The organism is Eoetvoesiella caeni, from assembly GCF_003315175.1.
GTDB classification, from domain to species: Bacteria; Pseudomonadota; Gammaproteobacteria; order Burkholderiales; family Burkholderiaceae_B; genus Eoetvoesia; species Eoetvoesia caeni.
Window position 1 is genome coordinate 255,245 of the sequence record NZ_QNRQ01000003.1, and the last position, 23,634, is coordinate 278,878.

Annotated in this window: 22 protein-coding genes, 1 tRNA gene and 2 pseudogenes; 14 read left to right on the forward strand and 11 right to left on the reverse strand. The window is 58.4% G+C overall.

The features are described 5' to 3' along the window. The first annotated feature begins 202 nt into the window (after nt 1-202). Nucleotides 203-466, forward strand: coding sequence for a 30S ribosomal protein S20 (gene rpsT / locus DFR37_RS07735; protein ID WP_113932650.1), 264 nt, complete (start codon nt 203-205; stop codon nt 464-466). A gap of 211 nt (nt 467-677) precedes the next feature. Then, a complete protein-coding gene (locus tag DFR37_RS07740; protein WP_113932651.1) occupies nt 678-1,643 on the forward strand; it encodes a 2-hydroxyacid dehydrogenase in 966 nt (321 codons plus the stop codon). Nucleotides 1,644-1,659: 16 nt separating this feature from the next. Here the strand turns inward: DFR37_RS07740 and DFR37_RS07745 are convergent, their stop codons facing one another. The 3 genes from DFR37_RS07745 to DFR37_RS07755 form a co-directional block, all read right to left on the reverse strand. Beyond that, nucleotides 1,660-3,834, reverse strand: a complete 2,175-nt coding sequence (locus DFR37_RS07745; RefSeq protein WP_170139855.1) for a xanthine dehydrogenase family protein molybdopterin-binding subunit — start codon at nt 3,832-3,834, stop codon at nt 1,660-1,662. 10 nt (nt 3,835-3,844) lie between these two features. Continuing rightward, on the reverse strand, nt 3,845-4,306 hold the full coding sequence (locus tag DFR37_RS07750; protein WP_113932653.1) for a (2Fe-2S)-binding protein: 462 nt from the start codon (nt 4,304-4,306) through the stop codon (nt 3,845-3,847). A gap of 366 nt (nt 4,307-4,672) precedes the next feature. After that, entirely contained in the window at nt 4,673-4,987 is a 315-nt protein-coding gene (locus DFR37_RS07755) for a DUF3579 domain-containing protein (RefSeq protein WP_113932654.1), read from the reverse strand. Between the two features lie 137 nt (nt 4,988-5,124). Between DFR37_RS07755 and argF the strand changes: the two genes are divergently transcribed. Continuing rightward, nucleotides 5,125-6,066 carry an ornithine carbamoyltransferase gene (gene argF / locus DFR37_RS07760; RefSeq protein ID WP_113932655.1) on the forward strand — a complete coding sequence of 314 codons (942 nt, stop codon included), beginning with the start codon at nt 5,125-5,127 and terminating at the stop codon, nt 6,064-6,066. Nucleotides 6,067-6,253: 187 nt separating this feature from the next. Here the strand turns inward: argF and argG are convergent, their stop codons facing one another. Then, entirely contained in the window at nt 6,254-7,606 is a 1,353-nt protein-coding gene (gene argG / locus DFR37_RS07765) for an argininosuccinate synthase (RefSeq protein WP_113932656.1), read from the reverse strand. 68 nt (nt 7,607-7,674) lie between these two features. Continuing rightward, the gene (locus tag DFR37_RS07770; RefSeq protein ID WP_170139856.1) at nt 7,675-8,295 is read right to left on the reverse strand and encodes a nucleotidyltransferase family protein; all 621 of its coding nucleotides are present in this window, start codon (nt 8,293-8,295) and stop codon (nt 7,675-7,677) included. Between the two features lie 138 nt (nt 8,296-8,433). Between DFR37_RS07770 and DFR37_RS07775 the strand changes: the two genes are divergently transcribed. The 4 genes from DFR37_RS07775 to DFR37_RS07790 are packed head-to-tail and all read left to right on the forward strand — an operon-like array spanning nt 8,434 to nt 12,686. Then, the gene (locus tag DFR37_RS07775) at nt 8,434-9,819 is read left to right on the forward strand and encodes an ABC transporter substrate-binding protein (protein WP_113932658.1); all 1,386 of its coding nucleotides are present in this window, start codon (nt 8,434-8,436) and stop codon (nt 9,817-9,819) included. A gap of 50 nt (nt 9,820-9,869) precedes the next feature. Beyond that, on the forward strand, nt 9,870-10,904 hold the full coding sequence (locus DFR37_RS07780) for an ABC transporter ATP-binding protein (protein WP_113932659.1): 1,035 nt from the start codon (nt 9,870-9,872) through the stop codon (nt 10,902-10,904). Then, nucleotides 10,901-11,830 carry a carbohydrate ABC transporter permease gene (locus tag DFR37_RS07785; protein ID WP_113932660.1) on the forward strand — a complete coding sequence of 310 codons (930 nt, stop codon included), beginning with the start codon at nt 10,901-10,903 and terminating at the stop codon, nt 11,828-11,830. The genes DFR37_RS07780 and DFR37_RS07785 overlap by 4 nt, the downstream gene beginning before the upstream one ends. 1 nt (nt 11,831) lies before the next feature. Further along, entirely contained in the window at nt 11,832-12,686 is an 855-nt protein-coding gene (locus tag DFR37_RS07790) for a carbohydrate ABC transporter permease (protein ID WP_113932661.1), read from the forward strand. Here DFR37_RS07790 and DFR37_RS23635 read toward each other — a convergent pair. Together DFR37_RS23635 and DFR37_RS23640 are read right to left on the reverse strand one after the other, a co-directional pair. Beyond that, a pseudogene (locus tag DFR37_RS23635) lies at nt 12,679-13,701 on the reverse strand (methyl-accepting chemotaxis protein); the annotation flags it as partial. The gene DFR37_RS07790 and the pseudogene DFR37_RS23635 sit on opposite strands and share 8 nt — an antisense overlap. Nucleotides 13,702-13,731: 30 nt before the next feature. Then, nucleotides 13,732-14,718 (reverse strand): annotated as a pseudogene (locus DFR37_RS23640) (Cache 3/Cache 2 fusion domain-containing protein); the annotation flags it as partial. Between the two features lie 170 nt (nt 14,719-14,888). Between DFR37_RS23640 and DFR37_RS07800 the strand changes: the two are divergent. Then, nucleotides 14,889-14,964 (forward strand) — tRNA-Ala (locus DFR37_RS07800). Nucleotides 14,965-15,005: 41 nt separating this feature from the next. On the opposite strand, the gene DFR37_RS07805 is transcribed toward DFR37_RS07800, so the two are convergent. From DFR37_RS07805 to DFR37_RS07815, 3 genes are all read right to left on the reverse strand, one after another. After that, nucleotides 15,006-15,542, reverse strand: coding sequence for a DUF2058 domain-containing protein (locus tag DFR37_RS07805; protein WP_113932663.1), 537 nt, complete (start codon nt 15,540-15,542; stop codon nt 15,006-15,008). A 121-nt stretch (nt 15,543-15,663) separates the two neighbouring features. Next, on the reverse strand, nt 15,664-16,203 hold the full coding sequence (gene def / locus DFR37_RS07810) for a peptide deformylase (RefSeq protein ID WP_113932664.1): 540 nt from the start codon (nt 16,201-16,203) through the stop codon (nt 15,664-15,666). A 103-nt stretch (nt 16,204-16,306) separates the two neighbouring features. After that, complete coding sequence (locus tag DFR37_RS07815) at nt 16,307-17,689, reverse strand: MFS transporter (protein ID WP_113932665.1); 1,383 nt, start codon at nt 17,687-17,689, stop codon at nt 16,307-16,309. Between the two features lie 308 nt (nt 17,690-17,997). On the opposite strand from DFR37_RS07815, the gene DFR37_RS07820 reads away from it, so the two are divergent. The 6 genes from DFR37_RS07820 (at nt 17,998) to DFR37_RS07845 (ending at nt 22,292) form a co-directional block, all read left to right on the forward strand. Continuing rightward, a complete protein-coding gene (locus DFR37_RS07820; RefSeq protein ID WP_113932666.1) occupies nt 17,998-18,372 on the forward strand; it encodes a DUF4168 domain-containing protein in 375 nt (124 codons plus the stop codon). Nucleotides 18,373-18,623: 251 nt separating this feature from the next. Beyond that, nucleotides 18,624-19,856, forward strand: a complete 1,233-nt coding sequence (locus DFR37_RS07825) for a SpoIIE family protein phosphatase (protein ID WP_379881369.1) — start codon at nt 18,624-18,626, stop codon at nt 19,854-19,856. Then, a complete protein-coding gene (locus DFR37_RS07830) occupies nt 19,853-20,455 on the forward strand; it encodes a SiaB family protein kinase (RefSeq protein WP_242341752.1) in 603 nt (200 codons plus the stop codon). The genes DFR37_RS07825 and DFR37_RS07830 overlap by 4 nt, the downstream gene beginning before the upstream one ends. A gap of 48 nt (nt 20,456-20,503) precedes the next feature. Further along, a complete protein-coding gene (locus DFR37_RS07835; protein ID WP_113932668.1) occupies nt 20,504-20,893 on the forward strand; it encodes a DUF1987 domain-containing protein in 390 nt (129 codons plus the stop codon). Nucleotides 20,894-20,922: 29 nt separating this feature from the next. Continuing rightward, nucleotides 20,923-21,603: a GGDEF domain-containing protein gene (locus DFR37_RS07840; RefSeq protein WP_242341751.1), complete on the forward strand. Its 681-nt coding sequence runs from the start codon at nt 20,923-20,925 to the stop codon at nt 21,601-21,603. Nucleotides 21,604-21,707: 104 nt separating this feature from the next. Further along, nucleotides 21,708-22,292, forward strand: a complete 585-nt coding sequence (locus DFR37_RS07845; protein ID WP_113932670.1) for a hypothetical protein — start codon at nt 21,708-21,710, stop codon at nt 22,290-22,292. Between the two features lie 39 nt (nt 22,293-22,331). Here DFR37_RS07845 and paeA read toward each other — a convergent pair whose 3' ends face one another. Then, nucleotides 22,332-23,627, reverse strand: coding sequence for a polyamine export protein PaeA (gene paeA, locus DFR37_RS07850; protein ID WP_113932671.1), 1,296 nt, complete (start codon nt 23,625-23,627; stop codon nt 22,332-22,334). Nucleotides 23,628-23,634 lie beyond the last annotated feature (7 nt).

Genomic DNA, 23,634 nt, shown 5'->3' on the forward strand with positions numbered 1-23,634 from the left:
CTTACCCTCTTTGCCAATTAATCTAAGTTACTTTAAGAGCAGCTATTTGGCGGTAGGCAGTTTTTAGCAGCAGGCGCTGATGCAGCAAGGCAATAGCCGCAGCAACAGCCTTAAGGGCCCAGTGTGGTACCTGGCACGCTATATAAACAAGCACCGCTACGTAGCAACTTGGACAACCTTTAAAAGTTAGAAGCACACATTTATGGCCAATACAGCACAAGCCCGCAAACGCGCACGTCAATCCGTAGCGCTTAACAAACATAATTCCAGCCTGCGCTCGATGCTGCGCACGTCCATCAAGCGCGTTCGCCAGGCCATCGAAGCCGGCGACAAAGCCGCTGCCACCGAGGTTTTCCAGAAAGCCAGCAGCGTCATCGACCGCATCGCCGACAAAAACATCATTCATAAAAACAAGGCTGCCCGTCATAAAAGCCGCCTTGCCGCTGCTGTCAAAGCGTTGGCCTGATAAGTACACTGCTTAATTGGCAAAACCGCAGGCCCAACGCCCGCAACGAACAGGACGCATGAGCGTCCTGTTTTTTTATTGGCGGTCGCCCGGGATAAACTGTGTGCTATTTGATCGATTGATCGCATCGCGCTCCCGACTGTCCGCCGTTCCCCGGCAGGCGGCAGGCGGCAGGCGGCAGGCGCAAGCCAGTATAAAAAGGAGAGCTGCCATGGCACAGCCCAAGCCTACCTTGCTGCAACAGTTCAACTTCCCCTTGCCGGAGCAAGGACAGGCTCGCCTGGAGCAGGCATTCACCATCATCCGCCCATGGGAAGCCGCCGACGCGGACGCAGCCATCCAGCAGCACCGGGACAGCATTACGGTATTGCTGAGCAGCGCGCTTACCTCTACACCGGCCGAGCTTATCGACCGTTTGCCCAACTTGCGTGCCATTTGCAGCGTAGGCGTTGGCTACGACTCCATAGACGTATTGCATGCGCAAGGCAAAGGCATACAAGTCAGCAACACGCCGGACGTCCTGAATGATTGCGTAGCCGATATGGCCTGGGCTCTTATCCTGGGGACGGCACGCAACATCGCGCCCGCCGACCGCTATGTAAGGTCCAGCCAATGGAGCATGCAAAACATGTTCCCGTTAAGCAACAAGGTCACCGGGAAAAAACTGGGTATCGTAGGCCTTGGCCGTGTAGGGCAAGCCATTGCCGAGCGCGCCGCGGGCTTCAAGATGCAACTGCGCTATCACAACCGCAAGGCGCGCGGCGATGTACCGTGGGAGTATGCCGGCTCGTTGCTTGAACTGGCCTCGTGGGCCGACATTCTGGTGCTGGCAACGGTCGGCGGCGCCGCCACCCGCCACCTGGTCGACCGTCCCGTGCTGGACGCCCTGGGCCCGCAAGGCATATTGGTGAACATTGCGCGCGGGTCGGTCGTTGACGAAGCGGCATTGGCCCTGGCCTTGCAGGAAGGCAGGCTGGGCGCCGCAGGCCTGGATGTCTTCGAAGCCGAGCCCCATGTACCGGATGCCCTTAAAAGCCTGGACAATGTGCTCTTGCAGCCGCATGTGGCCAGCGCTACCGTCGAAACCCGGCGCGACATGTTTAACCTGCTTGTCGACAACGCAATAGCTTTTGCGCAAACGGGGAAGGTCATTAACCTTGTTCCCCCTTTGCGCTGATGCTCAGGCTATCGGCCTAAACGATTTTAGGAAAAGGCAGTGAACGGATGCGCTTGCCGGTAAGCTTGGCCACCGCATTGGCAACTGCCGGCGCCATAGGCGGCAGGCCTACCTCGCCCATGCCGCCCGGATGGTTGTCGGTCGGCATGACCTTGACTTCGATTGGTGGGGCCTGGTTGGCGCGCAACAAGGTGTATTGGTTGAAGTTGTGCGATTGCGCTTCGCCGCCTTTGTAGACCAGTCTTTCGTTCAGCAGCGCCGACAAGCCGAAAATAGCCGCCCCTTCGACCTGCGCCCTAATGTTGATGGGCGCAATGGCATGGCCGCAATCGACCGCCGCCCACACTTGATGCACCAATGGGCGCCCGTCTTTGATCGAGACTTCGGCAACCATGGCAATGAACGTCGTCCAGGTGTCCGAAAATGCCAGGCCCAGCGCCCTGCCATCGGGCCGAGGCTTGTCCCAGCCCGCCATATTGGCGACCTCACGCAGCACAGCTTGCGCACGCGGCGTCTTGCTAGTTAAATCCAGCCGCAATTGCAGTGGATCTTTGCCTAACCCCTGCGCTATCTCGTCGATGAAGGTTTCAATGGCGAACTTGGTATAGCCTGCGCCTACCCCGCGCCAGAATGAAACGTCCACGCCTCGCGTTTCAAGGCCATGCTCGATCAGCAGATCGGGCACCTCGTACACGCCATCGGCGCCTTCCATGACGGGAGCGTCCTTATTGCCGGCGTCCTTGTAGGCCTTGGCGCTGACCCGGGAATAAATCCCTTCGGACACCAGGCGATGCCGCCAGCCGACCAGTTTGCCTTTGTCGTCGACCCCGGCCACCAAATGCTGGGCGGTCATGGGCCTGGGCCGGGAGCGCTGGAAGTCGTCTTCGCGCGTCCAGATTACATGGACGGGAACCCCTGGCATGGCCTTGGCCAGGAAAATGGCATCCACGGCATAGTCGGCCTCGACCCGGCGGCCGTAGCCGCCGCCCAGTAACGTGATATTTACGGTGATGTTTTCCGGCTTGAAACCGCCCACCGCCGCCGCAGTGCCGACGACAATGCTGGCCGATTGCGACGGCAGCCAGAACTCGGCCTTGTCGCCATCGATGCGCGCGGTACAGTTCATGGGTTCCATGGTGCACTGCGCGACGTGATCGCTGGTATAAGTGGCCTGGAAGCTGCGTGCCGCGCCTTTAAGAGCGGCAACGGCGTCGCCGCGCTTGTCCCAGACGTCGCCGGCATCGTCCAGTTTTTCAGAACGCGCCACATATTCTTTAAGCGCTTCCTCGCTGTTGTAGCTGCGGGCCTTGGCGGTGTCCGTCCATGTCACTTTAAGCAGATCGCGGGCTTTGCGCGCTATGGCAAACGAGCTGGCCACCACGGCAACCCCATTGGGCAACTTGACGATTTTCTTGACGCCCTTGACAGCCAGCGCCGCGGCATCGTCCACGGTGACGGGTTTTTCGCCTTGTACCGGGGTATGCATGACGGCGGCCCACACCATGTCGGGCAAGCGAAAATCGATACCGAACTGCGCCGTGCCATTGGACTTTGATGCTACGTCGACACGAGTAATGTCCTTGCCAATAATGTTGAATCGGGACATGGGTTTAAGCATGCTCTTGTCGACTTTGGGCGGTTCGACCGGCGCCTTGATTTGCGCGGCCGCTTCGCCGTAGGTCATTTGACGCTTGCTGGCGGCGTGCTTCAAGACGCTTTTTTCAGCCGTGATTTCACCAGCCGGTACGCCCCATGCCTGTGCGGCGGCGCCTGTCAGCACCAGCTTGGCCTGCAGGCCGGCCAGGCGCATGACTTCGTAATAGCCGACAACCGTACGCGACGACCCGGTAACCATGCCGCCGCCGAACTTGGGATTGCCGAACAGTTTAGCGTTACTGGGCGACTTCTGGACCGTGACCGTGGCCCAATCCAGTTCCATGTCGTCGGCCAGGATGGAAGGCACGGACGTCATTGTGCCCTGTCCCATCTCGGATCCCGGCGAATAAATAATAGTATTGTTGTCGGCGCCGATGCTGACCCACGCCACGGGACTATAGCCCCCCTTGCCTTTTGCGGCTGTTTCGGCCGCCTGGACCAGGCTGCCGAAACCGGCGCCGCCCACCATGACGCCAACGACCACAGACCCGCTGCCAACGAGGAAGGAGCGGCGCGAAGTAGATTCAAGTTCCATGATTCCCCCCTTAAGCGATGGCTTTCTGAGCATTGACGACGGCGGCCGCAATATGGTTGTACGTTCCGCAGCGGCAAAGATTGCCGGACATCTGGTCCAGGACTTCTTCGCGGCTTAAAGGGCCCTTGGCGTTTTTGAGTACGCCCGCGGCTGTCATGAGCTGGCCCGACTGGCAATAACCGCATTGCGCGACCTGTTCTGCTACCCAAGCCGTTTCAAGCGCCTTGCCCGGCGCGGTCTTCATGAGACCTTCGATTGTGGTGATGTTCTTGCCTTTGACCGCCGCCACGGGCAGCACGCAAGAGCGTGTAGGCTGGCCCTCCAGGTGCACCGTACAGGCACCGCATTGCGCAATGCCGCAACCGAACTTGGTACCGGTAAGCTCGAGGTTTTCGCGCAGGACCCATAATAATGGCGTATCGTCGGCGACATCCACGGATACCGCCTCGCCGTTTAGAGTGAAATTGACCATTTTGCCTAAGCCTCCATCTTTTTAATATGAAATCGGAACCCCGCGCCCAAGCAGATTCAGTACACTGGATATAGGGTTAGAACACAATAGCGGGATAGCCGGCTTTCCGCAATCATGGTTTTACCCGTAGAAAAGCAAAAGAGGGACGAAAGCCCCCACGCTTCGTCGCTGCGCGTCTCGCTGCCCCCCAAGGGGGCGCCTTTTGCCTTGGGGCGGCCCGGCGGCAAAAGAAGCCCCCACGCTTCACCGCTGCGCGTCTCGCTGCCCCCCAAGGGGGCGCCTTTTGCCTTGGGGCGGCCCGGCGGCAAAAGAAGAAGCCCCTACGCTTCACCGCTGCGCGTCTCTGCCCAAATAAAAAAAGCCCAGTCAGGTAACTGGGCGGCTTCGGTCTTGTATTTGTTTTTCGGCCGTTTTCAGATGGTTGTCCTGCGCGAATTCGTAGACGAAGTTCCAGGCCAGGGGTTCAAGCTCGCGCAGGCGATGGTCGACCACCACGCAGCGGATGCCGTCGATGACCATGGGAACGACATAAGGCGAATAAGTAAGATGCCCGCCGGTGGAACCGGGAGGACGGAAGCTGGACATGACGCCCGCAAGGCGTTCGGCCCAATCGCTGGGACGAAACGGTTTACCTTCGTTGGTTACGCCGAAAATGATGAACTGCTGCACTAAGACTGACATAGAACCCTACAGAAACTACGTGCCTATTGTACTGTTTTGCCCGTACTGTTTTGAGCGCGCCGCGTTTGTCGCCGCGCGCCGCAATTGTATATGATAGCCTCTTGCTACACGTATCTACCCTTGAATCAAGGCTCAACATGTCTCACGCTACTTCGCAAACCGGCCCGCTGCGTCATTTCCTGCAGTTCAGCGACTTGACCACCGATGAAATCAACTACGTATTTGCGCGCGCCCACCTCATCAAAGACAAGTTCAAACGCTATCAGCCGCACCACACCCTGCACGACCGCAACCTGGCCATGGTGTTTGAAAAAGCCAGCACGCGCACCCGCGTCTCGTTCGAGGCCGGCATGTATCAGTTGGGCGGGTCGGTCATCCACCTGACCACAGGAGATTCGCAACTGGGCCGCTCCGAGCCTATCGAAGACACCGCCAGGGTCATTTCGCGCATGGTCGACCTGGTGATGATCCGTACCTTCGAACAAACGCGTATCGAGCGTTTTGCCGCGCATTCGCGCGTGCCGGTCATCAACGGCCTGACCAACGAATTCCACCCCTGCCAGATACTGGCCGACATATTCACCTTTATCGAGCACCTGGGCCCTATCAAGGGTAAAACCGTTGCCTGGATAGGCGATGCCAACAACATGGCCTATACCTGGCTGCAGGCCGCCGAGATGCTGGACTTTCGCCTGCATGTTTCCGCGCCTGAGGGCTACGAGCTGGATGCCCGGCGCGTTGGCAATCCGCCGTCGGGCGTACTGCAGCAATTCTCCGACCCGCTCGAGGCTTGCCAGGGCGCCCACCTGGTCACTACCGACGTCTGGACCAGCATGGGCTACGAGGCCGAAAACGACGATCGTCGCCGCGCCTTCAACGATTGGTGCGTTGACGCCGAGATGATGGCCGTGGCCGACCGCAAGGCCGTCTTCATGCATTGTCTGCCCGCCCACCGTGGCGAAGAAGTAACCGGCGACGTCATCGACGGCCCCCAAAGCGTCGTCTGGGACGAAGCCGAAAACCGTCTGCATGTTCAAAAAGCGCTGATGGAGTTCCTGCTGCTTGGGCAGGTCGACTGAAAGCTAGAATGCCCCCACGCTGCGCCACTTACGCGGCTTGCTGCCCCCCAAGGGGGCGTTTTTTGCCTTGGGGCGGCCCGGCGGCAAAAGATGCCCCACGCAGGCGACAAAAAGGCCGGCAACCCTAAACAAGGATGCCGGCCTTTTTCATGCCAATAGCGGCAAACAGCGCAGACAGGTACTGCGATTATTTTTTGTCTTTGCCCTGCTCTTTGGCGTCTTTCAACTGGGGCAGCGACGTGCCGCCCGAAGGCGCCAGCAAACCGGCTTTCACGTAGGTAAACAGTTTTTCGCGCGTGTCGACAATATCCAGGTTGCGCATCGTAAGCTGGCCGATGCGGTCGCGCGGCGAAAACATGGACGCGCCCTTTTCCATAGTCAGCCTTTCGGGCTGATAGGTAAGATTGGCCGACTCGGTGTTCAGCAGCGTGTAGTCGTTGCCGCGGCGCAGTTCCAGCGTGACTTCGCCGGTGATGGCGCCCGCCACCCAACGCTGCGCCGATTCGCGCAGCATGATGGCTTGCGGGTCGAACCAGCGGCCCTGGTACAACAAGCGGCCTAGCTTCAGGCCATTGACGCGATACTGTTCGATGGTGTCTTCGTTATGGATGCCTGTGACCAGGCGCTCGTAGGCGATATGCAGCAGCGCAAGGCCCGGAGCTTCGTAGATGCCGCGGCTCTTGGCTTCGATGATGCGGTTTTCGATCTGGTCGCTCATGCCCAGGCCGTGGCGACCGCCAATACGGTTGGCCTCAAGCAGAAGTTCGACGCTGTCGGCATATTCGACGCCGTTCAGTGCAACCGGCCGACCCTCTTCGAATCGAACAGTGACTTCTTCGGCCTTGACCTGAACGTCGTCACGCCAGAAAGCCACGCCCATGATGGGCTTGACGATGCGCATGCCCGAGCTCAGGTGCTCGAGGTCTTTGGCTTCGTGGGTGGCGCCCAGCATGTTCGAATCGGTTGAATAGGCTTTCTCGGCCGACATTTTGTAGTCGAAACCCGCCTCGCGCATGTATTCGGACATTTCGGCCCGGCCGCCGAGTTCGTCGATAAAGGTTTGATCCAGCCAGGGCTTGTAGATTTTAAGCTGCGGATTGGTGAGCAGGCCATAGCGATAAAAACGTTCGATATCGTTGCCCTTGTATGTGCTGCCGTCGCCCCAGATATTGACGTCGTCTTCCTTCATGGCCGCCACCAGCATGGTGCCTGTGACAGCGCGCCCGATAGGCGTGGTGTTGAAGTACGTAACGCCGGCTGTGCTGATGTGGAAAGCACCGCACTGCAAGGCGGCAATGCCTTCGGCAACCAACTGAGCACGGCAGTCTACCAGCCGCGCCTTGGTGGCGCCGTACTCGAGCGCATGGCGGGGAATGGCATCGTAGTCGGACTCGTCGGGCTGGCCCAGGTTTGCGGTGTAAGCGTAAGGCAAGGCGCCTTTATGCTTCATCCAGAGCAAAGCCGCGCTGGTATCCAGTCCGCCGGAAAAAGCGATGCCGACCTTTTGGCCGACCGGAACGTTCTCGAGTATGGTTGTCATTGCGTAAAAGCCAAAAACTTAAAGCTGAAATTCTACTACGTAAGCGCCAAGTAATCTTGCGGCGGCGCTCAGGCGCGCCCCAGGCCGGCCCGATTATCCAGATGCCGCAGGTCTTCGGGCGTATCGGCGTCCAGCAGGACGCCGTCCGAACCCACCTCGACCAGCGCCAGCCCTTGGCCCAATCCGCCCAACAACCGCCGGGCCCCCTCATCGCCGCGCAGTTGGCGCAAGGCCGGCAAGCTGGCTGGGCCCCACAAGACCGGATTACCGCGCTTGCCTTCATATACCGGCTGGCAAGCCTGAATATCCCCGCCCGTCTCATAGGCGTCGATCAAGGCGTCGATGACGTCCGCCCCGGCCAACGGCATATCGGCCAAGCACACGACCACGGCGCTGTCGTCCGGCACCGCCGCCGCACCCGCGCGCACCGAAGACCCCATGCCCTCCTGGAAGTCTTCGTTCAGGACGAACTGGACCGGCAAGCCTTCAAGTTCGCGGCGCACCCGCTCGGCCTCGAAGCCCAGCACTACAAGCACCCGCGCACAGCGCGACGCCAGCGCTTGACGCACCGTGCGCCTTACCACGGTCTGTCCTTGCAAGGGCAGCAGCAACTTATTGGGCCCGCCCATGCGCCGGCCCAATCCTCCCGCCAGCACAATGGCGGTCACCCCGGTGTTCTGGGACGACATAAAACCCCCATCGGTAATATTTGAAAAAGTTCTTTGCATTTCTGTATCTTGTGCCCACTGAAGATTATTATTTCCTGTATGGGCACTCGCTGCTCGGATCAGGACGAATGCCTGCTTCTCTCAAACAAGGAGACAACCATGGCAGACGACTCCATACGAACCGACTGTACAACACAAATTGTCCAGCCAGCCTCTCCCCCTGATACTCAAAGACGCCGCGTCCTGAAAGCGGTCGGCGCCGCCGGCCTGGCCAGTATTGCCGGGCCTGTCTTCATCCGCAACGCCTACGCAGCCAAGAACACCCTCAAAATACTGCAGTGGAACCACTTCGTGCCCGCGTACGACCAGTGGTTCGATCATACCTACGTCAAGGAATGGGGCCAAAAAAACGATACTGATGTCGTTGTCGACCATGTCGGCATTCCCGCCTTGGCCACCCGCGCCGCGGCTGAAGTCTCGGCCCAGCAGGGACACGACCTGTTCATGTTCCTGTCACCACCTCCTGCATACGAAGACCAGGTTATCGACCACCGCGAAATCTACGAAGAGTGCGAGCGAAAACACGGCAAGCCCGTTCCCTTGGCCCTGCATAGTTCCTACAACCCCAAAACCAAGAAGTACTACGCCTTTTCGGACAGCTTCGTGCCCGACCCGGTCAACTACCGCAAAGATCTTTGGGACAGCGTGGGCATGGCCGCACCCGACACCTGGGACGATGTGCTGGCGGCAGGCACCAAAATCAAGCAGCAGCACCATCTTGGCGTAGGCATAGGCCTCTCGGCCGAACTGGACACGGCCATGGCCATGCGCACGATTCTGTATGCCTTTGGCGGCTCGGTGCAAGATGAACACAGCCAGGTCGTGCTGGACTCCAAGCAAACGCTGGACGCCGTCAAGTTCGTCAAGTCGCTGTACGAAAACACCATGACGCCACAGGTCCTGGCCTGGGACGCGTCGTCCAACAACCGTGCCATGCTGGCCGGCCAAGTCTCGCTGTGCCTGAACGCCATCTCCATCACTCGGGAAGGTGAAAACAAACATATCCCGATCACACCCAATATTCAATTGACCCAGGCGCTTAAAGGGCCGGCCCGGCGCATTGGCATGGAACACGTGATGGACTGCTATGTAATCTGGAAATTTGCCAAGAACATAAGCGGAGCCAAGAAATTCCTGGTGGATTACATCGACAATTTCCGACAGGGCTTTCTCAGCAGCCAATTCTATAACTTCCCCAGCTTCCCGGGCACCGTGCCCGACCTGGAAAAACTCATTGCCGACGACCCCAACGGCCAGCCGCATGACAAATACAAAGTCCTCGGGCAGCTTATGAACCAGGCCACCAATGTCGGCTATCCCGGATACGCCAACGCCGCCACCGACGAAATCTTCAATACCTGGGTGCTCAATACCATGTTCGCCAAAGCGGCCACCGGCAACATCAGCCCGGAAGACGCTATCAAGGACGCGCACGCCACTTGCAAGCGGATTTTTGAAAAATGGCGCCAGAAAGGCGCGCTTTGACCTTTCGGCAAGCCCGCATAAAGCCGGCATGCATTTAAAGGACAAGAAAAATGGCTACTGTGGAAACCCGGGCTTTGACCAAACGCTTCGACGGCACCAATGCCGTCGACCGCATCGATTTATCGGTGCATGAAGCGGAATTCCTGGTTTTGCTGGGGTCTTCGGGCTCTGGCAAAACCACCTTGCTGCGCATGATAGCCGGGCTGGAGCAGCCCACATCGGGCGATATCCTGCTGGACGGCCAGTCCGTGGTAAACCTGCCGCCACGCGCCCGCAATATGGCCATGGTGTTCCAAAGCTACGCCCTCTACCCTCATTTAAGCGTGTCTCGCAATATCGCGTTCCCGCTTCAGACCCAGCGCATGAACCGCGCCGAGATCGCCAAGAAAGTGGACTGGGCGGCCAAGATGTTCGGGATAGGACATCTGCTGCAACGCAAGCCGCGCCAGTTATCGGGCGGTGAACGCCAGCGCGTCGCGTTGGCACGGGCCGTGGTGCGTGAACCAGCTGCCTTTTTATTGGACGAACCCTTGTCCAACCTGGACGCCAAACTGCGGATCGCCGCGCGCGAAGAATTGCAGCAATTTCAGCGGCGCCTGGCCACCACCACCATTTATGTCACCCACGACCAGGTCGAAGCGCTTGGGCTGGGCGACCGCATTGCCATTCTGGACCATGGCGTCGTTCACCAACTGGGCACGCCCAAACAAGTGTACGAGGAGCCTGCCGACACCTTTGTAGCCACCTTCATCGGCGCCCCGCCCATGAACCTGATAGAGCAAGAGGGCAGGCCCACCATGGGGTTTCGCCCTGAACACTTTTTGCCCCAAGAAGCCTATCCCGCGCAGAACGATGCGCTGCAGCTCTTTCCCTTTCACGTTACGCGCATCGAAAACCTGGGATCCGACAGGCTGTTGTACGGCACGCTGGAATCACCCATGCCGCAAGTCAAAGTCATCTCGCGTATTCCATGCACCGTCGAAACGCCGCTTGCCGCTGGCGAACACTACCATTTTGCCGTACGGCGGCGCGATCTGCGCTACTTCGACGCCAACACCGGCTTGCGCATCGAGGCCACGCCATGAGCACCGCCCCCGCAGTGCCAACGCCCCTCCCCCCGCCACCAGGCCAAAGCGGGCACGATGCCCGGCTGGGACGCTGGATGCTGGCTCCAGCCGTGGTCTACATAGCCCTGCTCGTCGGGTTTCCGTTTTTGCTTTCCATGTACTACAGCGTTTCGAACGCAACCGTCGGCAACACCACACTGAGCTTCGTGGGCCTGGACAACTTCCACCGCATTGTCCAAAGCGGCACTTTCTGGCGTTCGATGCTGAACACCTTCGTCTTCACTATTGTCTCGCAAGTAGTGGTAGTGATACTGGCCAAGGTTCTGGCGATGGCGCTGTACAACGATTTTCGCGGCAAGTGGCTGGTGCGGCTGCTTATTCTGTTGCCATGGGTTGCGCCCATCTCCCTGGGCACCATAGGCTGGCTATGGATTTTCGATCCGGTCTACAGCATCATCAACTGGACGCTGCGCGCGCTGGGCCTGTTGGGCCCCAACGTCTGGCCGATCTGGCTGGGACAACCCGACCTGGCGATGATCTCGATTGTCATGGTGGACGTATGGCGCCTGCTGCCGCTGGCCACCGTGATTATTCTGGCCGGGCTATCCAGCATTCCTCAAGACATCCATGACGCCGCCTATATGGATGGAGCCGGCTTCTGGCGCCATCTGTTCCGCATCAATATTCCACTGGTCTTGCCGATAATGCTGATTGCGTTGTTGTTCGGGATTGTATTTACGTTTACCGACATGATCATCGTCTATGTCCTGACTCGCGGCGGCCCCTTCGACACCACCCAGGTGCTGGCCAGCCTGGCCTTCTTTACCGGAGTCCCTGGCGGCGACTTGGCCGAAGGGGCGGCAATCTCCTTGTTCCTGTTCCCCTTGTTGGTGGCGGTTGTCATACTTTTGCTGACCATTGCACGCCGCACGGAGGTAACCTGACATGCGCTACGCCACAACACCCGCAAAACGCTGGGGCACGCGGATAGGCCACTTCCTGATTCTGGCGGCGTTCGTTGCATTTACCGCTTTCCCGTTCTACTGGATGCTGATCACCACATTCAAAAGCACGCTGGACCTGGTCAACACCAAAAACAATCCTTTTCTTTTCAACGCCCCGCCCACTCTGGAAAACCTGCAAGTACTGTTCTTCCAGACGCAATACCTGCAATGGGTCTGGAATACCTTGCTGGTCGGGGTGATCGTGGTGGCTATTACGCTGTTGCTGGCGGTGCCCGCGGGCTATAGCCTGGCCCGCCTGTCCGGGCGCTGGGGCCGGCAACTGGCCATCGGCATCTTCCTGACGTACTTGATACCGCCCACCATTCTTTTCATTCCGTTCTCGCGCATCGTCGGCGAACTCGGCCTGCAAGACTCGCTCTGGTCGCTGGTGCTGGTGTATCCCAGTTTCACCGTACCGTTCTGCACCTGGCTGATGATGGGATTCTTCAAAGCAGTTCCACACGATATTGAAGAGGCCGCCATGATGGACGGCCTGAGCCGGTTCGGCGCCTTCCTGAAGGTTGTGGTGCCGCTGTCGTCCGCCGGCATCCTGACGGTCGTCATTTTTACCTTGACCTTGGTCATGCAAGAGTTCATCTACGCCCTGACCTTCATTACGAGTTCATCGCAATACACGGTCAGCGTAGGCGTGCCGACCTTCCTGGTGCGCGGCGACGTATATTTCTGGGGATCGCTGATGGGCGCCTGCCTGATCGTCAGCGTGCCCATCGCAATTCTTTACAACTTTTTCGTCGACCGCTTTGTCGCCGGCTTTACCGTGGGAGCGATCAAGTAAGAGCCAGGACTTCGGACGGAGCGTCGATGATTTCGGTCGCCTTGAGCTTGAACACAGCTACCGCCTCGGACAGATGCTTGACCTGATCTTGCAGCGAACCCGCGGCGGCGGCGGCCTCTTCGACCAAAGCCGCGTTCTGCTGGGTCACCTGGTCCATTTGGATGACCGCCATATTGACCTGGTCGATGCCCGTGGACTGCTCGGTCGAAGCGGCCGAAATCTCGCTCATGATGTTGGTGACCTGGTTGACCGAGGTCAGAAGCTCGCGCATCGTGGCGCCCGCGCGTTCGACATATTGCGTGCCTTCCGTGACCTTGCTGACCGAATCGCCGATCAGATGCTTGATTTCTTTGGCTGCGTCGGCGCTGCGCAAGGCCAGGCTGCGCACTTCGCCAGCCACCACGGCAAACCCCCTGCCCTCTTCGCCCGCGCGTGCGGCTTCGACCGCGGCATTCAAGGCCAGAATATTGGTCTGAAAGGCTATGCCTTCGATAACGCTGACAATATCGGCGATCTTATGCGAGCTCTGGGAAATGTCGTCCATCGCGGTAACCACATGCCCGACGGCCGCGCCGCCGCGCTCGGCTATTTCGGAGGCGCTGCCGACCAATTGGTTGGCCAGTGCCGAGCTCTCGGCGTTTTGCTTGACGGTGGCCGCCAGTTGCTCCATGCTGGCCGCCGTTTCCTGCAGCGATGCGGCCTGCTCTTCGGTGCGGCTGCTTAAATCGGTATTGCCCGCCGCAATCTCGTTCGAGCCGACGCTGATCTCTTCGACGCTGCGGCGTACCGCCGTTACTGTGCCGCTGAGGCTTTCCTGCATATGGCGCAAGCTGCCGAACAATATATGAACCTCGTTGCGCGAACGGGCGGGCACCTGGGGCAGGTCGACCGACAAGTCGCCCTGGCCCACCCGGACCATGGCCGTGATCATGTCGCGCACAGGACGCAAAGTTGCCGACGACAGCCAACCGACCAGGCCTGCAATCAACAAGACCCCCACAAGCATCACGAGCATCTGGATCTTCAGATCTTGCCTGCTGGCCGCCAAGAATTCGTCGCGCGGCCCCGTGCTGACCAGCAGCCAGTCCCAGTTTTCCACCTGCTTCCAGGCCACGAACGTATCCCCCGTCTCTTTCAAGTCAGCGCGGGCAAAGCCCGTTGTGTCCTTGAACAGGGTAGCCAATTTTGCACTGTCGGCGGCATCGTAGCGCGCCGCCAGCGGCGTACCCATCATTGCCCCGCCGCCAGCCACAAACGCCCAGCCTTTGCCGTCGGCGGCCTTTTGCAGAATGGCCAGCGAACCATACTCGCCGACCTTGATCATGGTGACCCAGTTCAGCAAACGCTGCACATCGCCGTCCACATCCACCCGTATGGTCAAGCCGCCAATCGGCTTGGCATTGGCGTCGTAAAGCACGCGCACGCTCATTGCATACCACTTGCCGCGGCGCTGCACCAGGCCGGTATAGTCTTGCCCTTTGTCCAGGGTGCGGGCCAGGAAGTCGTCGGCCGGAATCTTGCTGCCTATGCGCTTGTTGCCCTTGTCGTCTTCAAGCAGCGTGGCGGCACGCACCCATCCGTCTTTTCCCCGGACGATAATGGCCGGATCGGCCCCCGTATATTTCTGAAAACGGGCCAGCGGCGAGGTGTCGCCATTGACCACGAAGCCATTCACCAACAGGCCCGGAACTTCCCCGGCTTCGCCCGTAGGGTAGAGCGAGCCGTCGGCGGTCGGTTCCCCGCCCAGAATATCAAGGAAAGCAGGCATCAGTTCACGCCCGCGCTGGCTGGCCGAACTGAACACCAGTTGCAAGGACTGGTCCACCGCCGCCAACGCGGCGCGCATCTCGCGGTCCACCGTTTGTTCGCCCTTGACCTGGCTTTGGCGCGCCAACACCGCGGCGATGGTCCCCATGACAAGCACTGTCACCACCAATGCCGCCAAAATCACGCGCAAGGACATGCTTTGCCGGGCCAACCATCCGTATCTGCGAGAGCCGCTTACCTTCATTTGTCTACCGTCCGATTTCATATTCTTTGTGGAGCGAAAGCCTACAAAGCATTAACGGCAGCAGATGCGTAAAAATTAGCCCCAAGTCCAAAAACAGCCGGCATGGACAGAATGGAGGTAGTCAATGCACCGGCGCCGCCCCTAATGGAAGGCTCAGCACCGCGCAAAAAAAGTTGTAGAATAAGCGCTCTGGGGACGTAGCTCAGCTGGGAGAGCGTCGCGTTCGCAATGCGAAGGTCGGGAGTTCGATCCTCCTCGTCTCCACCAAAATTCAAATCCCTGCCGCTAGCGGTAGGGATTTTTTTACGCTACCACATCAGGTCGTCGGGTATCTGAAAGGCGGCATACGGATCGTCCTCGTCGATCTCGGTGCTGGCCTTGTTCACCCGCACAACCAGCGAAGGATCGCGCTCCGCTATTTTGTCCGCCACTACTCTGGGCACCAGCTCGGTCGCATCGCCCAGGCGGATAATCACCAGGCGCCCGGCTATCAAATGCGCCCGAACCGCGGCCGACACATACAGCCGTTCAATCGTCTTGCCGTGGGTGAAGTTGTAAGCAATTTCGCCTGCGCCCTTGCTCTGGCGGCTTTGCTGCACCATCTGCGCAATTTGCGCCGCAATCGATTTTTGGTTGGCCGCTGCAACGCGCTGGGCATTGAGTTCGCGGGTTCGCTCTAGATTCTTTTGCTGCGCATCAAGCGCGGCCAGCCTTGCCTCGTCGACACTTTGCGTGCCGGTTCGGCGTTCGACCTTCTTCTGCTTGCTTTTATCCTGGTTGGCCCGCTTGGCTTTGTTTTTGTCGACCAGACCCGCTTTCAAAAGCTGCTCTTGCAGCGAAACCATATGTGTTGCTCCGTGGAAGGTTGTGTTTGGAACCGGCGGCCTGCAGCTGCAAGGAAAAGCAAAGGTTCCGCTTCATGGAAGAAAGTATAGCCTCAAGACGCAGCGCCAAGACGGCTTGCCTTCAGTCGTCTTCGGCGGCGTCAATTTCGGGAAACAGCACCTCGGTGTAACCGAACTGCGAAAAATCGCGCATGCGCATCGGATAGAGTTTGCCCCACAAATGGTCGCATTCGTGCTGCACTACGCGCGCATGAAAGCCCTCGGCCATGCGATCGATCGGATTGCCGTAAACGTCAAAACCTTGGTAGCGGATGCTCTTCCAGCGCGGCACCTTTCCGCGCAGCCCGGGCACCGACAGACAGCCTTCCCAGTCTTCTTCCTCTTCGCTTCCCAGCGGGGTGATCACCGGATTGAGCAGCACGGTGGGCGGCACTGGAGCACGATCGGGGTAGCGGGGATTGCTCTCGTGCGAGCCGAAAATTACCAATTGCAGGTCCACCCCAATCTGCGGTGCGGCCAGACCCGCGCCATTGGCCGCCCGCATTGTGTCTTGCAGATCGCCCACCAGGCGGTGCAAGTCATCAGTGTCGAACACCGTGACAGGCCGAGACACACGCAGCAGGCGCGGATCGCCCATTTTCAAAATAGTATGTAGGGTCATGGTGTCGGCAAATACGCTCCAGCAAATTCAGCTGCCAGCATACCAGCTTCAGGCATGAAACCGGACCGGCCTGGGCCTGGCTAAGTGGCGGCTGGTCAGGGCGCTACCAGGCGCCGCGCTGCTCGGGGATGTACGGCACCAACACTAGCGCCAGCAGCCTGATCGCGGCAAGCACGGCATAAACCCAAGCTAGAGTCTCGCCCATATTGCTTTGGTGAGCCAGGACGGCCGCCACCACCGATACCGTGACAATCGAGCCGATCTGCAACGCCAACGTGCGCAGCGCCGCCAACATGGAAGACGACTCCGGGGCAAGTTGCAGCCCGGCATTGCGCATGGCTGGATTGATGGCGCCATTTCCGGCGCCGACCAAAAACGCCGCAAAGGCAAGCCAGGTATAAGGCGAGATGCCGGCAATGGGCGGCAGGGCAAGCAAGATCAAGCCGGCAATGGTCATTGCACTGCCCACATACAGCGGCAGGCGATAACCCGTGCGACGCAGCGCCATGACGGCCGCCAGCGAGCAAACCATCGCCGCAATCCCTTGGGCGGTAAGCAAGGTGCCCGACCCGACCGCGCTGATATGGTAGCGGTTGACGGCATACAGCGGGACCAATGCCATGCCTCCAATGACAAAGCCGCTGAAGATCATGTTGACCAGATTCACCGCGCCGAAATTCGGGCCGTAAATGAAGCGCGGATGGATAAAAGGCGCCTGACTGCGCCGCACATGCCGGAAGAAGAACACGAGGATAAGGCCGGCCAGAAGCAGCAGAACGATGAACATTGCCAGATTACCCATCCCCTGCTTCTCGCCCAGTACGGTCACTGCAAGCATCCCTGCCAGAAGTCCACAGCCGAGCAAGGCGATTCCCGCAATGTCCATGTCTTTGGCTGGAGCATCGCCTGTGGGGTGATCATGCGGTATGAAGCGCCACGCAAGCAGGAAAATCGCCAAGCCGATGGGCACATTCACGTAAAACACATCGCGCCAGGATGCGTAGGCAACAAAATATCCGCCGAAGATAGGGCCTATCATGGCGCCCACCGGAAAAATGCTGCCGAAAAAACTCACATAGCGGTCGCGTGCCGCGCCGAAGTGATCCACAATGATGCCGGTGGCCGTCGGCGTAAAACCGGCGCCTCCCGCGGCCTGCAGCGTCCGCAGAAAAATCAGCGCATAGATATTGCCTGCCATCCCGCAGCCAAGCGAGGCCAGTGCGAATACCAACGAAGAGGCCATGAAAACCCGGCGCCGGCCAAAGCGCTCGGCAAGCTTGCCGCTGATGGGAAGCATCAACACAAAGCCGAAGGAATAGGCGGTGATGGTCCAGCCCGCCAGGCTGATGGAAGTGTCCAACCCTTGCTGGATGGCATGCAGCGCTGTGGCCACGATGGTCAAGTCGATCGACATCATGAGAAGCGCCATCGCAATAATGGCAAAGACAGTATTTCGACGCACTGGCGTCCCAACGGTGTGGGTCATACGAAGGTTTACGGGCGGCAAGGTGGGAAGTTGACCTTCATTCTACGCGAGGCGAGGCTAAAGCCTGGTCTGAGCCCCGACCGATACAGCCACAGCTTCTGGTGCTTGCGCCGATAAACAAGCCTTCAATGCGGCCGCACACTGTTGTCAAAACGTAAAAAATTCGCCAAATACTCACGGTTCCGGGGCGAACCGTGCTTTGCCGTTACCCCGCGTTTCCCCTCGTCAACTCTGTGTACAGAAAACACTTGTAGTCTGGTCAATCGTTGTCATGATGAAGGCTCATTCATGGCACGCAAGGAGAACGCATGCATAAAAGGCTTTCCATCATTTTCTCGACCGGCTTACTAGCTTTTGGCCTATCAAGCGGCACGGTGATGGCGCAGCAAGCAAGCCCCCCAAACTCTATGGCCGCGCCCGCCGCAAACTACACCGATGCACAGCTGAACAAGTTCATCAGTGCTTCTCGAAAAGTGGCCGTAATTTCGCAGGAATACACCCCGAAGCTGGAAACGACGAACGACGAGGCTTCCAAGACGAAGGTCATCAAGGAAGCCGACGACAAAATGGTCCAGGCAATACATGAAGAAGGCATGACGGTGGATCAGTTCAATGGCCTGAACCAGGCTGCCCAGCAAGACCCCAAGCTGCTGCAGCGGCTTCAATCAATGGCCAACAAATAGATGGACTAGCTGGCCAAGGCCAAAATAGCCCGACAATCCCGACCTCCAGTGTCGGGATTTTTTTGCCGGAGCGTTCGGTACCGGCTCGGATCCGGACAGGCAATGCAAGCGCAGCGTGATCATCTGGCGGATTGCCGCAAGGCTAGTGTCACACGATGGTAACAAGATATGACTATCATTCAGCCACTCATCGAAAACGGGCCATACACGAAGGGTTTGTGTTTTCATGTATTTGCGTGCCGAGACTTATTGTGACCCAAAAATTCAGCGCATCGCCAGCGCACATGGCCGCCTTGCAACACCCAGCCACCCAATCGCTGGTGATCAAGGTTCCGACTATCAATTCCGACGAAACCAACGCCCAGGTATTGCAGATTTTCGGCGAAAACCGCGACCTGGTGAGCTTGCCCGTTCTGGATGACGATCGGCCTATCGGGCTGATCAGTCGCAACATTTTCATGTCGCAAATGTCCCGGCCCTATTATCGCGAGCTATATGAAAAGAAAACTTGCATCGCTTTCATGGACAAGTCGCCGCTGATGGTCGACGTCAATACCCCTATCGAAGCACTGGCCGCCCGTGCTGTCGAGTTCGGCGACAAGACGCTCGCCGACGGCTTTCTGATTCTGGAGAACGATAAATTCATCGGCGTTGGCGCGGGCCTGGATCTGATGCATGCCCTTGTCGAACTGCAGAAAGAAAAAAACCGCCAGGTCATGCAAAGCATAGACTACGCCAGCGTGATCCAACGCGCCATGCTCAGCGAATCACTGAATGCCATCCATGCCACTTTGCGCGACGTCGACATCGTATGGGAACCCCGCGACATCATCGGCGGCGATTTCTACCACTTCCAGCGCTACGAAGACGGCTGGTTCGCCGCCATCGCCGACTGTACCGGCCATGGCGTGCCCGGCGCTTTCCTGACACTGATTGCATCGTCTTCGTTGACCCATGCCTTGAGCCAGTATGGGGCGCGCGATCCCGCGCTGCTGATGGCCACGGTCAACCGAGGCGTGAAGCTGGCGCTTGGACAGCACTCCGCCACCCAGCACGCCCACTCGAACGACGGCATGGACGCCGCCTTTTTCTGGTTCGACGACGCCAGCATGACCCTGACCAGCGCACACGCAAAAATGCCGCTGTTCATGCTGGCGCCCGACCAGGAAAATGTGCAATCCCTTGACGGCGAACGCCTTGGATTGGGCTATGCGGACACTCCCGCCGACGCGGTCTGGACCAACCATAGCGCGCAGCTTGCACACGGTACCATCCTGTGCTGTTTTACCGACGGCCTGATCGACCAGATCGGCGGCCGCAAAAACATTGCCTACGGTAAAAAACGGGTGCGCCTGGCCTTGCAACGGCACCGCGCCCGGCCTATGCCGGAACTTACGCGGCTACTGATGGAGGAATTCCAAACATACCAGGGCGCCCAAACACGCCGGGATGATGTCACCCTTTTGAACCTGCGCCTTGAATGAACTCAGCCACCATGATTTCTCCAGCTTCGACAAACAACACACAAAGCCTGCACTGGCGCATCCTATGCCAGTGGGCAGGCAAGCGCAATGTGATTCTCTACTATGAAGGCTACTTTTCGCAGACCATCATCGCCGCCGTTGCCGAGGCCTTGAAAATGCGCATCGAACATGTCGGTGCGGCCGGCATGACCCGGCGCAAACTGTTTTCGGCCTTCATTGAAATGACGCAGAACATCATTCATTATTCGGTCGACGCCTATACGTGCAACGATACGCCTCACTTCAACAATGAAGTGCGACACGGTTCAATCTGCATTTCCACGGATGCGGATCGCTACTATCTTCATTGCGTCAATCCCGTACATACAAGCATTGCCGGACAACTGCGCACAAAGCTGGAGCACTTGCACTCGCTGACCATCGACGATATCAAGCGTGAATACAAACAAACCTTGCGCTCTGAAACCTTGCCGGACAGCAAGGGGGCCGGACTGGGTCTGCTGACCATGGCCCGTGATGCCAGCGAGCCCCTGGAGTTCGAGTTCATACCGACCCAGGACAGCGAAAACGTCCTCTTTTACCTGCAAGCCACTATATGAATGCCGACATGTACGATCCCTGCACCGCATTCTTCTGAACACAAGACTATGAACAATATATTTATCGCCGCCAGTGCCAGCTCCCCCGAGGTCGACTTCCGGTTCGACGAGCGCGAGCTGTCTCTCAAGGGAGAGGCCTATCCAGAGAACGCCGCCATGTTCTGGAGCGAAATCATCAGTGCCGCGCGCCGCTTCCTCGAACAGGACAGCTCGCAAACGCCGATAGCCGTCAGCGTTGCCCTGACCTACTTCAATAGTTCAAGCACCAAGATGCTCTTCTCCTTGTTCGACCTGCTGAACGAGGCCGCGGCTACCGGCACGCCCATCCTGCTGAATTGGTACCACGACGAAGAAGACGACACCATCTATGAATTCGGCCAGGAACTGCGCGAAGACTTCGTCCACCTGACCTTCCTGGGTCACGCGGTACAAGGCTGATGGTGGACACAGAGCTTTTTGAAGTGGAAATGACGGCTCTCATGCGTGCCCAGGAAGCGGCAGCGAAGACGAACCTGGACGCCGGGCAATATCGGCATGCCCTGGTGGACCTGGTGCAGCACTTCCAGCGCCTGATGCGCGAAACCCACCGCCTGATCCGGCATGGCGATCGCACCGAGGCGGAGCTGAACACAGTCAATGCCAAGCTGCGGCAATTAAGCGCTGAACTGGACTACAAGGCACGCTACGACAACCTGACCGGAACCCTGAACCGCGGTGCGGTGTTCGAGCAGGCGCAACGCCACCTGCGTGAGACCTCGCTGTCGGTCATCATACTGGACATCGATTACTTCAAACGCATCAACGACACATTCGGCCATCCCACCGGCGACGCCGTCATATGCGAGCTGGTCGACCGGCTGGCCGCCACTCTGGCTGGCCGTGGCGAGATCGGCCGCGTGGGCGGCGAGGAGTTCACCATACTTTTGCCCGGCACGGCACTGCAAGAATCGGTTTCCATCGCCGAATCAATACGCCAACATATCGCCGGGACAGCTTTTTCGTGCCTGCCGTCCTCGCATCCAGTCACCGCCAGCTTTGGCGTCAGTTGGAACGTGTCAGGAACCGCCTTCGAGCTGGCCTACTCCAACACCGACGCAGCGCTTTACCAAGCCAAAAACCTGGGACGCAATCAGGTGGTCGCTTACTGACCCGATATTGTCGATCGGCTGGTTTTACCCGCTTGCCGAATTCGCAGTAACATCAAAAGCACGGCCAGCGTCATTACGAAAGCCAGCAGCGAGTTGGAGGCAATATGGCAGAGTCGACCAGCGAAATTCCCGGCGGGCAGATACGCCTGATCCGATGGCATTATTTGTGGTACGTCGCGGCAGCCCTGCTCGTGATGAGTTTCGCAATCACCTACGGCAACGTGTGGTTCCTGAACTGGGTCCACGTCATGAGCGGCGTGCTTTGGACCGGCATCGACCTGTTCATGGGGTTTGTCATCGGCCCTATCCTGCGCAAGGTTTCGGTACCCGTACGCAAAGAAGTCCTCACCCGGCTGACGCCGGTTACGCTGTTCCTTCTGCCGACGCTGTCCGTCCTTACCGGCACTTCGGGCTGGTTCCTGGCCGTCCGGCTCGGCTTCATGCAGATGCCCTGGCCTCAGTTCGGCTGGATCGCCGCCGCCCTGGTCCTGATTACCTTAATGACCATCCAGGGGCTTGGCTATCTATTGCCCACAAGCTTGCGCGTTTGCCTCGAGCTGCAAAAGCCCAGGCCCGACGGCGAAAAAATCCGTCGGATGATGAGCCGCTTTTATTATGTCGTGGCAAGCCAGGGCGTCATGCAGGTGGCGATCATTGTCGTCATGGCAAAGCTTGCCACTGGCGTATAGCCTGCCGGTTGTGCCTGTCAGGGCCACATCGCGATAAATTCAGTCGGGCGCAACGCGTTTTACCAGCAGTTGGTCGATGCGGTAGTGGTCCACATCGACCACTTCGAACTTCACGCCCGCGTATTCAACGCTGTCGGTAGGCTTGGGAACCTTGCGCAGCATGAACATCATGAAGCCCGCCGCGGTTTCGTAGTTCTCTTCCTCTGGCAATTGGTCGATGCCCATGGCGCGTTTAAGCTCTTCGATGGCGGTACCGCCGTCGATCAGCCATGATCCATCGTCACGCTCTAGAATTTGATGGCTTTCGTCCATCGGACTGCCCCAATTTCCCATGACGGTGACCATGATGTCGCTAAGCGTGATCACCCCAATGACCAGCGCATATTCATTGATGACCACAGCAAAAGTTTCTTTGGAAGCGCGGAACTTGTCCAGCAGCTCGGACAACTTCAAGGTGTCGGGAATGATCAAGACCGTGCGCAGGCTGGCCTCGTTGATCTGGAATGGAGACTGCTTGCTCAACCAAAGAGCCAAAATGTCCCGTGTATCGACATATCCGATCACATGGTCGATTACACCGTCGCAGACGGGAAATTTCGAATAAGGATGCAGGGCTATCTTCTGGCGTATGCTCTCTTCGGGCTCGCTCAGGTCGATAAACACGACACTGTCCCGGGTAGTCATGCAAGACGACACCAGGCGCGACTCAAGCTCAAAAACGTTTTCAATGAAGTGCTGTTCTTGCTGCTGCAAGACGCCGGCCTTCGCTCCGGCTTCGACCACGGCCGATATGTCGTCGAAGGTAATATTGTCTTCGCGCGCGGTGTTTACATTGAACAAGCGGAACAACAAATTCGCCACCAGATTCAGGACATATGAAAACGGCCTGCAAAGGCGAATGAAAAAATTGATCGGATTGATCACGGCGACGGCAAAACGCTCTGGAGCCATCATTGCCAGCCGCTTGGGCATAAGGTCGGAGAACAAAACAAACAAGAGCGTGACAAACACGAACGACAGCACGAAGCTGATTTGCCCGGCCCAGGCTCCTGTATATACATAGTTCAGCAGTTCAAGAAAATAAGGTCGGAAAGCCGCTTCGCCCAAAATACCGCCCAGGATGGCCACCGCGTTCAGTCCAATTTGCGAGGCGGCAAAAAAACTGGCCGACTGCGCCTGTATGGCCATTACCTTCAGCGCCCTGTCGTCGCCGGCTTCCGCCATGAGCTTGAGCTTTATTTTTCGTGCCGCGGCAAGGGCGATTTCCGTCAAAGAAAGGAAACCGGCCGCCAGCACGAGCGCCACCAACACCACAATATTCTGAGCTAGACTCACGAAATAT

What these genes read in the sequence shown, in the direction of transcription:
- rpsT (WP_113932650.1), top strand. Translation starts at nt 203, where the DNA reads ATGGCCAATACAGCACAAGCCCGCAAACGCGCACGTCAATCCGTAGCG.
- DFR37_RS07740 (WP_113932651.1), top strand. Translation starts at nt 678, where the DNA reads ATGGCACAGCCCAAGCCTACCTTGCTGCAACAGTTCAACTTCCCCTTG.
- DFR37_RS07745 (WP_170139855.1), bottom strand. Translation starts at nt 3,834, where the DNA reads ATGGAACTTGAATCTACTTCGCGCCGCTCCTTCCTCGTTGGCAGCGGG.
- DFR37_RS07750 (WP_113932653.1), bottom strand. Translation starts at nt 4,306, where the DNA reads ATGGTCAATTTCACTCTAAACGGCGAGGCGGTATCCGTGGATGTCGCC.
- DFR37_RS07755 (WP_113932654.1), bottom strand. Translation starts at nt 4,987, where the DNA reads ATGTCAGTCTTAGTGCAGCAGTTCATCATTTTCGGCGTAACCAACGAA.
- argF (WP_113932655.1), top strand. Translation starts at nt 5,125, where the DNA reads ATGTCTCACGCTACTTCGCAAACCGGCCCGCTGCGTCATTTCCTGCAG.
- argG (WP_113932656.1), bottom strand. Translation starts at nt 7,606, where the DNA reads ATGACAACCATACTCGAGAACGTTCCGGTCGGCCAAAAGGTCGGCATC.
- DFR37_RS07770 (WP_170139856.1), bottom strand. Translation starts at nt 8,295, where the DNA reads ATGTCGTCCCAGAACACCGGGGTGACCGCCATTGTGCTGGCGGGAGGA.
- DFR37_RS07775 (WP_113932658.1), top strand. Translation starts at nt 8,434, where the DNA reads ATGGCAGACGACTCCATACGAACCGACTGTACAACACAAATTGTCCAG.
- DFR37_RS07780 (WP_113932659.1), top strand. Translation starts at nt 9,870, where the DNA reads ATGGCTACTGTGGAAACCCGGGCTTTGACCAAACGCTTCGACGGCACC.
- DFR37_RS07785 (WP_113932660.1), top strand. Translation starts at nt 10,901, where the DNA reads ATGAGCACCGCCCCCGCAGTGCCAACGCCCCTCCCCCCGCCACCAGGC.
- DFR37_RS07790 (WP_113932661.1), top strand. Translation starts at nt 11,832, where the DNA reads ATGCGCTACGCCACAACACCCGCAAAACGCTGGGGCACGCGGATAGGC.
- DFR37_RS07805 (WP_113932663.1), bottom strand. Translation starts at nt 15,542, where the DNA reads ATGGTTTCGCTGCAAGAGCAGCTTTTGAAAGCGGGTCTGGTCGACAAA.
- def (WP_113932664.1), bottom strand. Translation starts at nt 16,203, where the DNA reads ATGACCCTACATACTATTTTGAAAATGGGCGATCCGCGCCTGCTGCGT.
- DFR37_RS07815 (WP_113932665.1), bottom strand. Translation starts at nt 17,689, where the DNA reads ATGACCCACACCGTTGGGACGCCAGTGCGTCGAAATACTGTCTTTGCC.
- DFR37_RS07820 (WP_113932666.1), top strand. Translation starts at nt 17,998, where the DNA reads ATGCATAAAAGGCTTTCCATCATTTTCTCGACCGGCTTACTAGCTTTT.
- DFR37_RS07830 (WP_242341752.1), top strand. Translation starts at nt 19,853, where the DNA reads ATGAACTCAGCCACCATGATTTCTCCAGCTTCGACAAACAACACACAA.
- DFR37_RS07835 (WP_113932668.1), top strand. Translation starts at nt 20,504, where the DNA reads ATGAACAATATATTTATCGCCGCCAGTGCCAGCTCCCCCGAGGTCGAC.
- DFR37_RS07840 (WP_242341751.1), top strand. Translation starts at nt 20,923, where the DNA reads ATGACGGCTCTCATGCGTGCCCAGGAAGCGGCAGCGAAGACGAACCTG.
- DFR37_RS07845 (WP_113932670.1), top strand. Translation starts at nt 21,708, where the DNA reads ATGGCAGAGTCGACCAGCGAAATTCCCGGCGGGCAGATACGCCTGATC.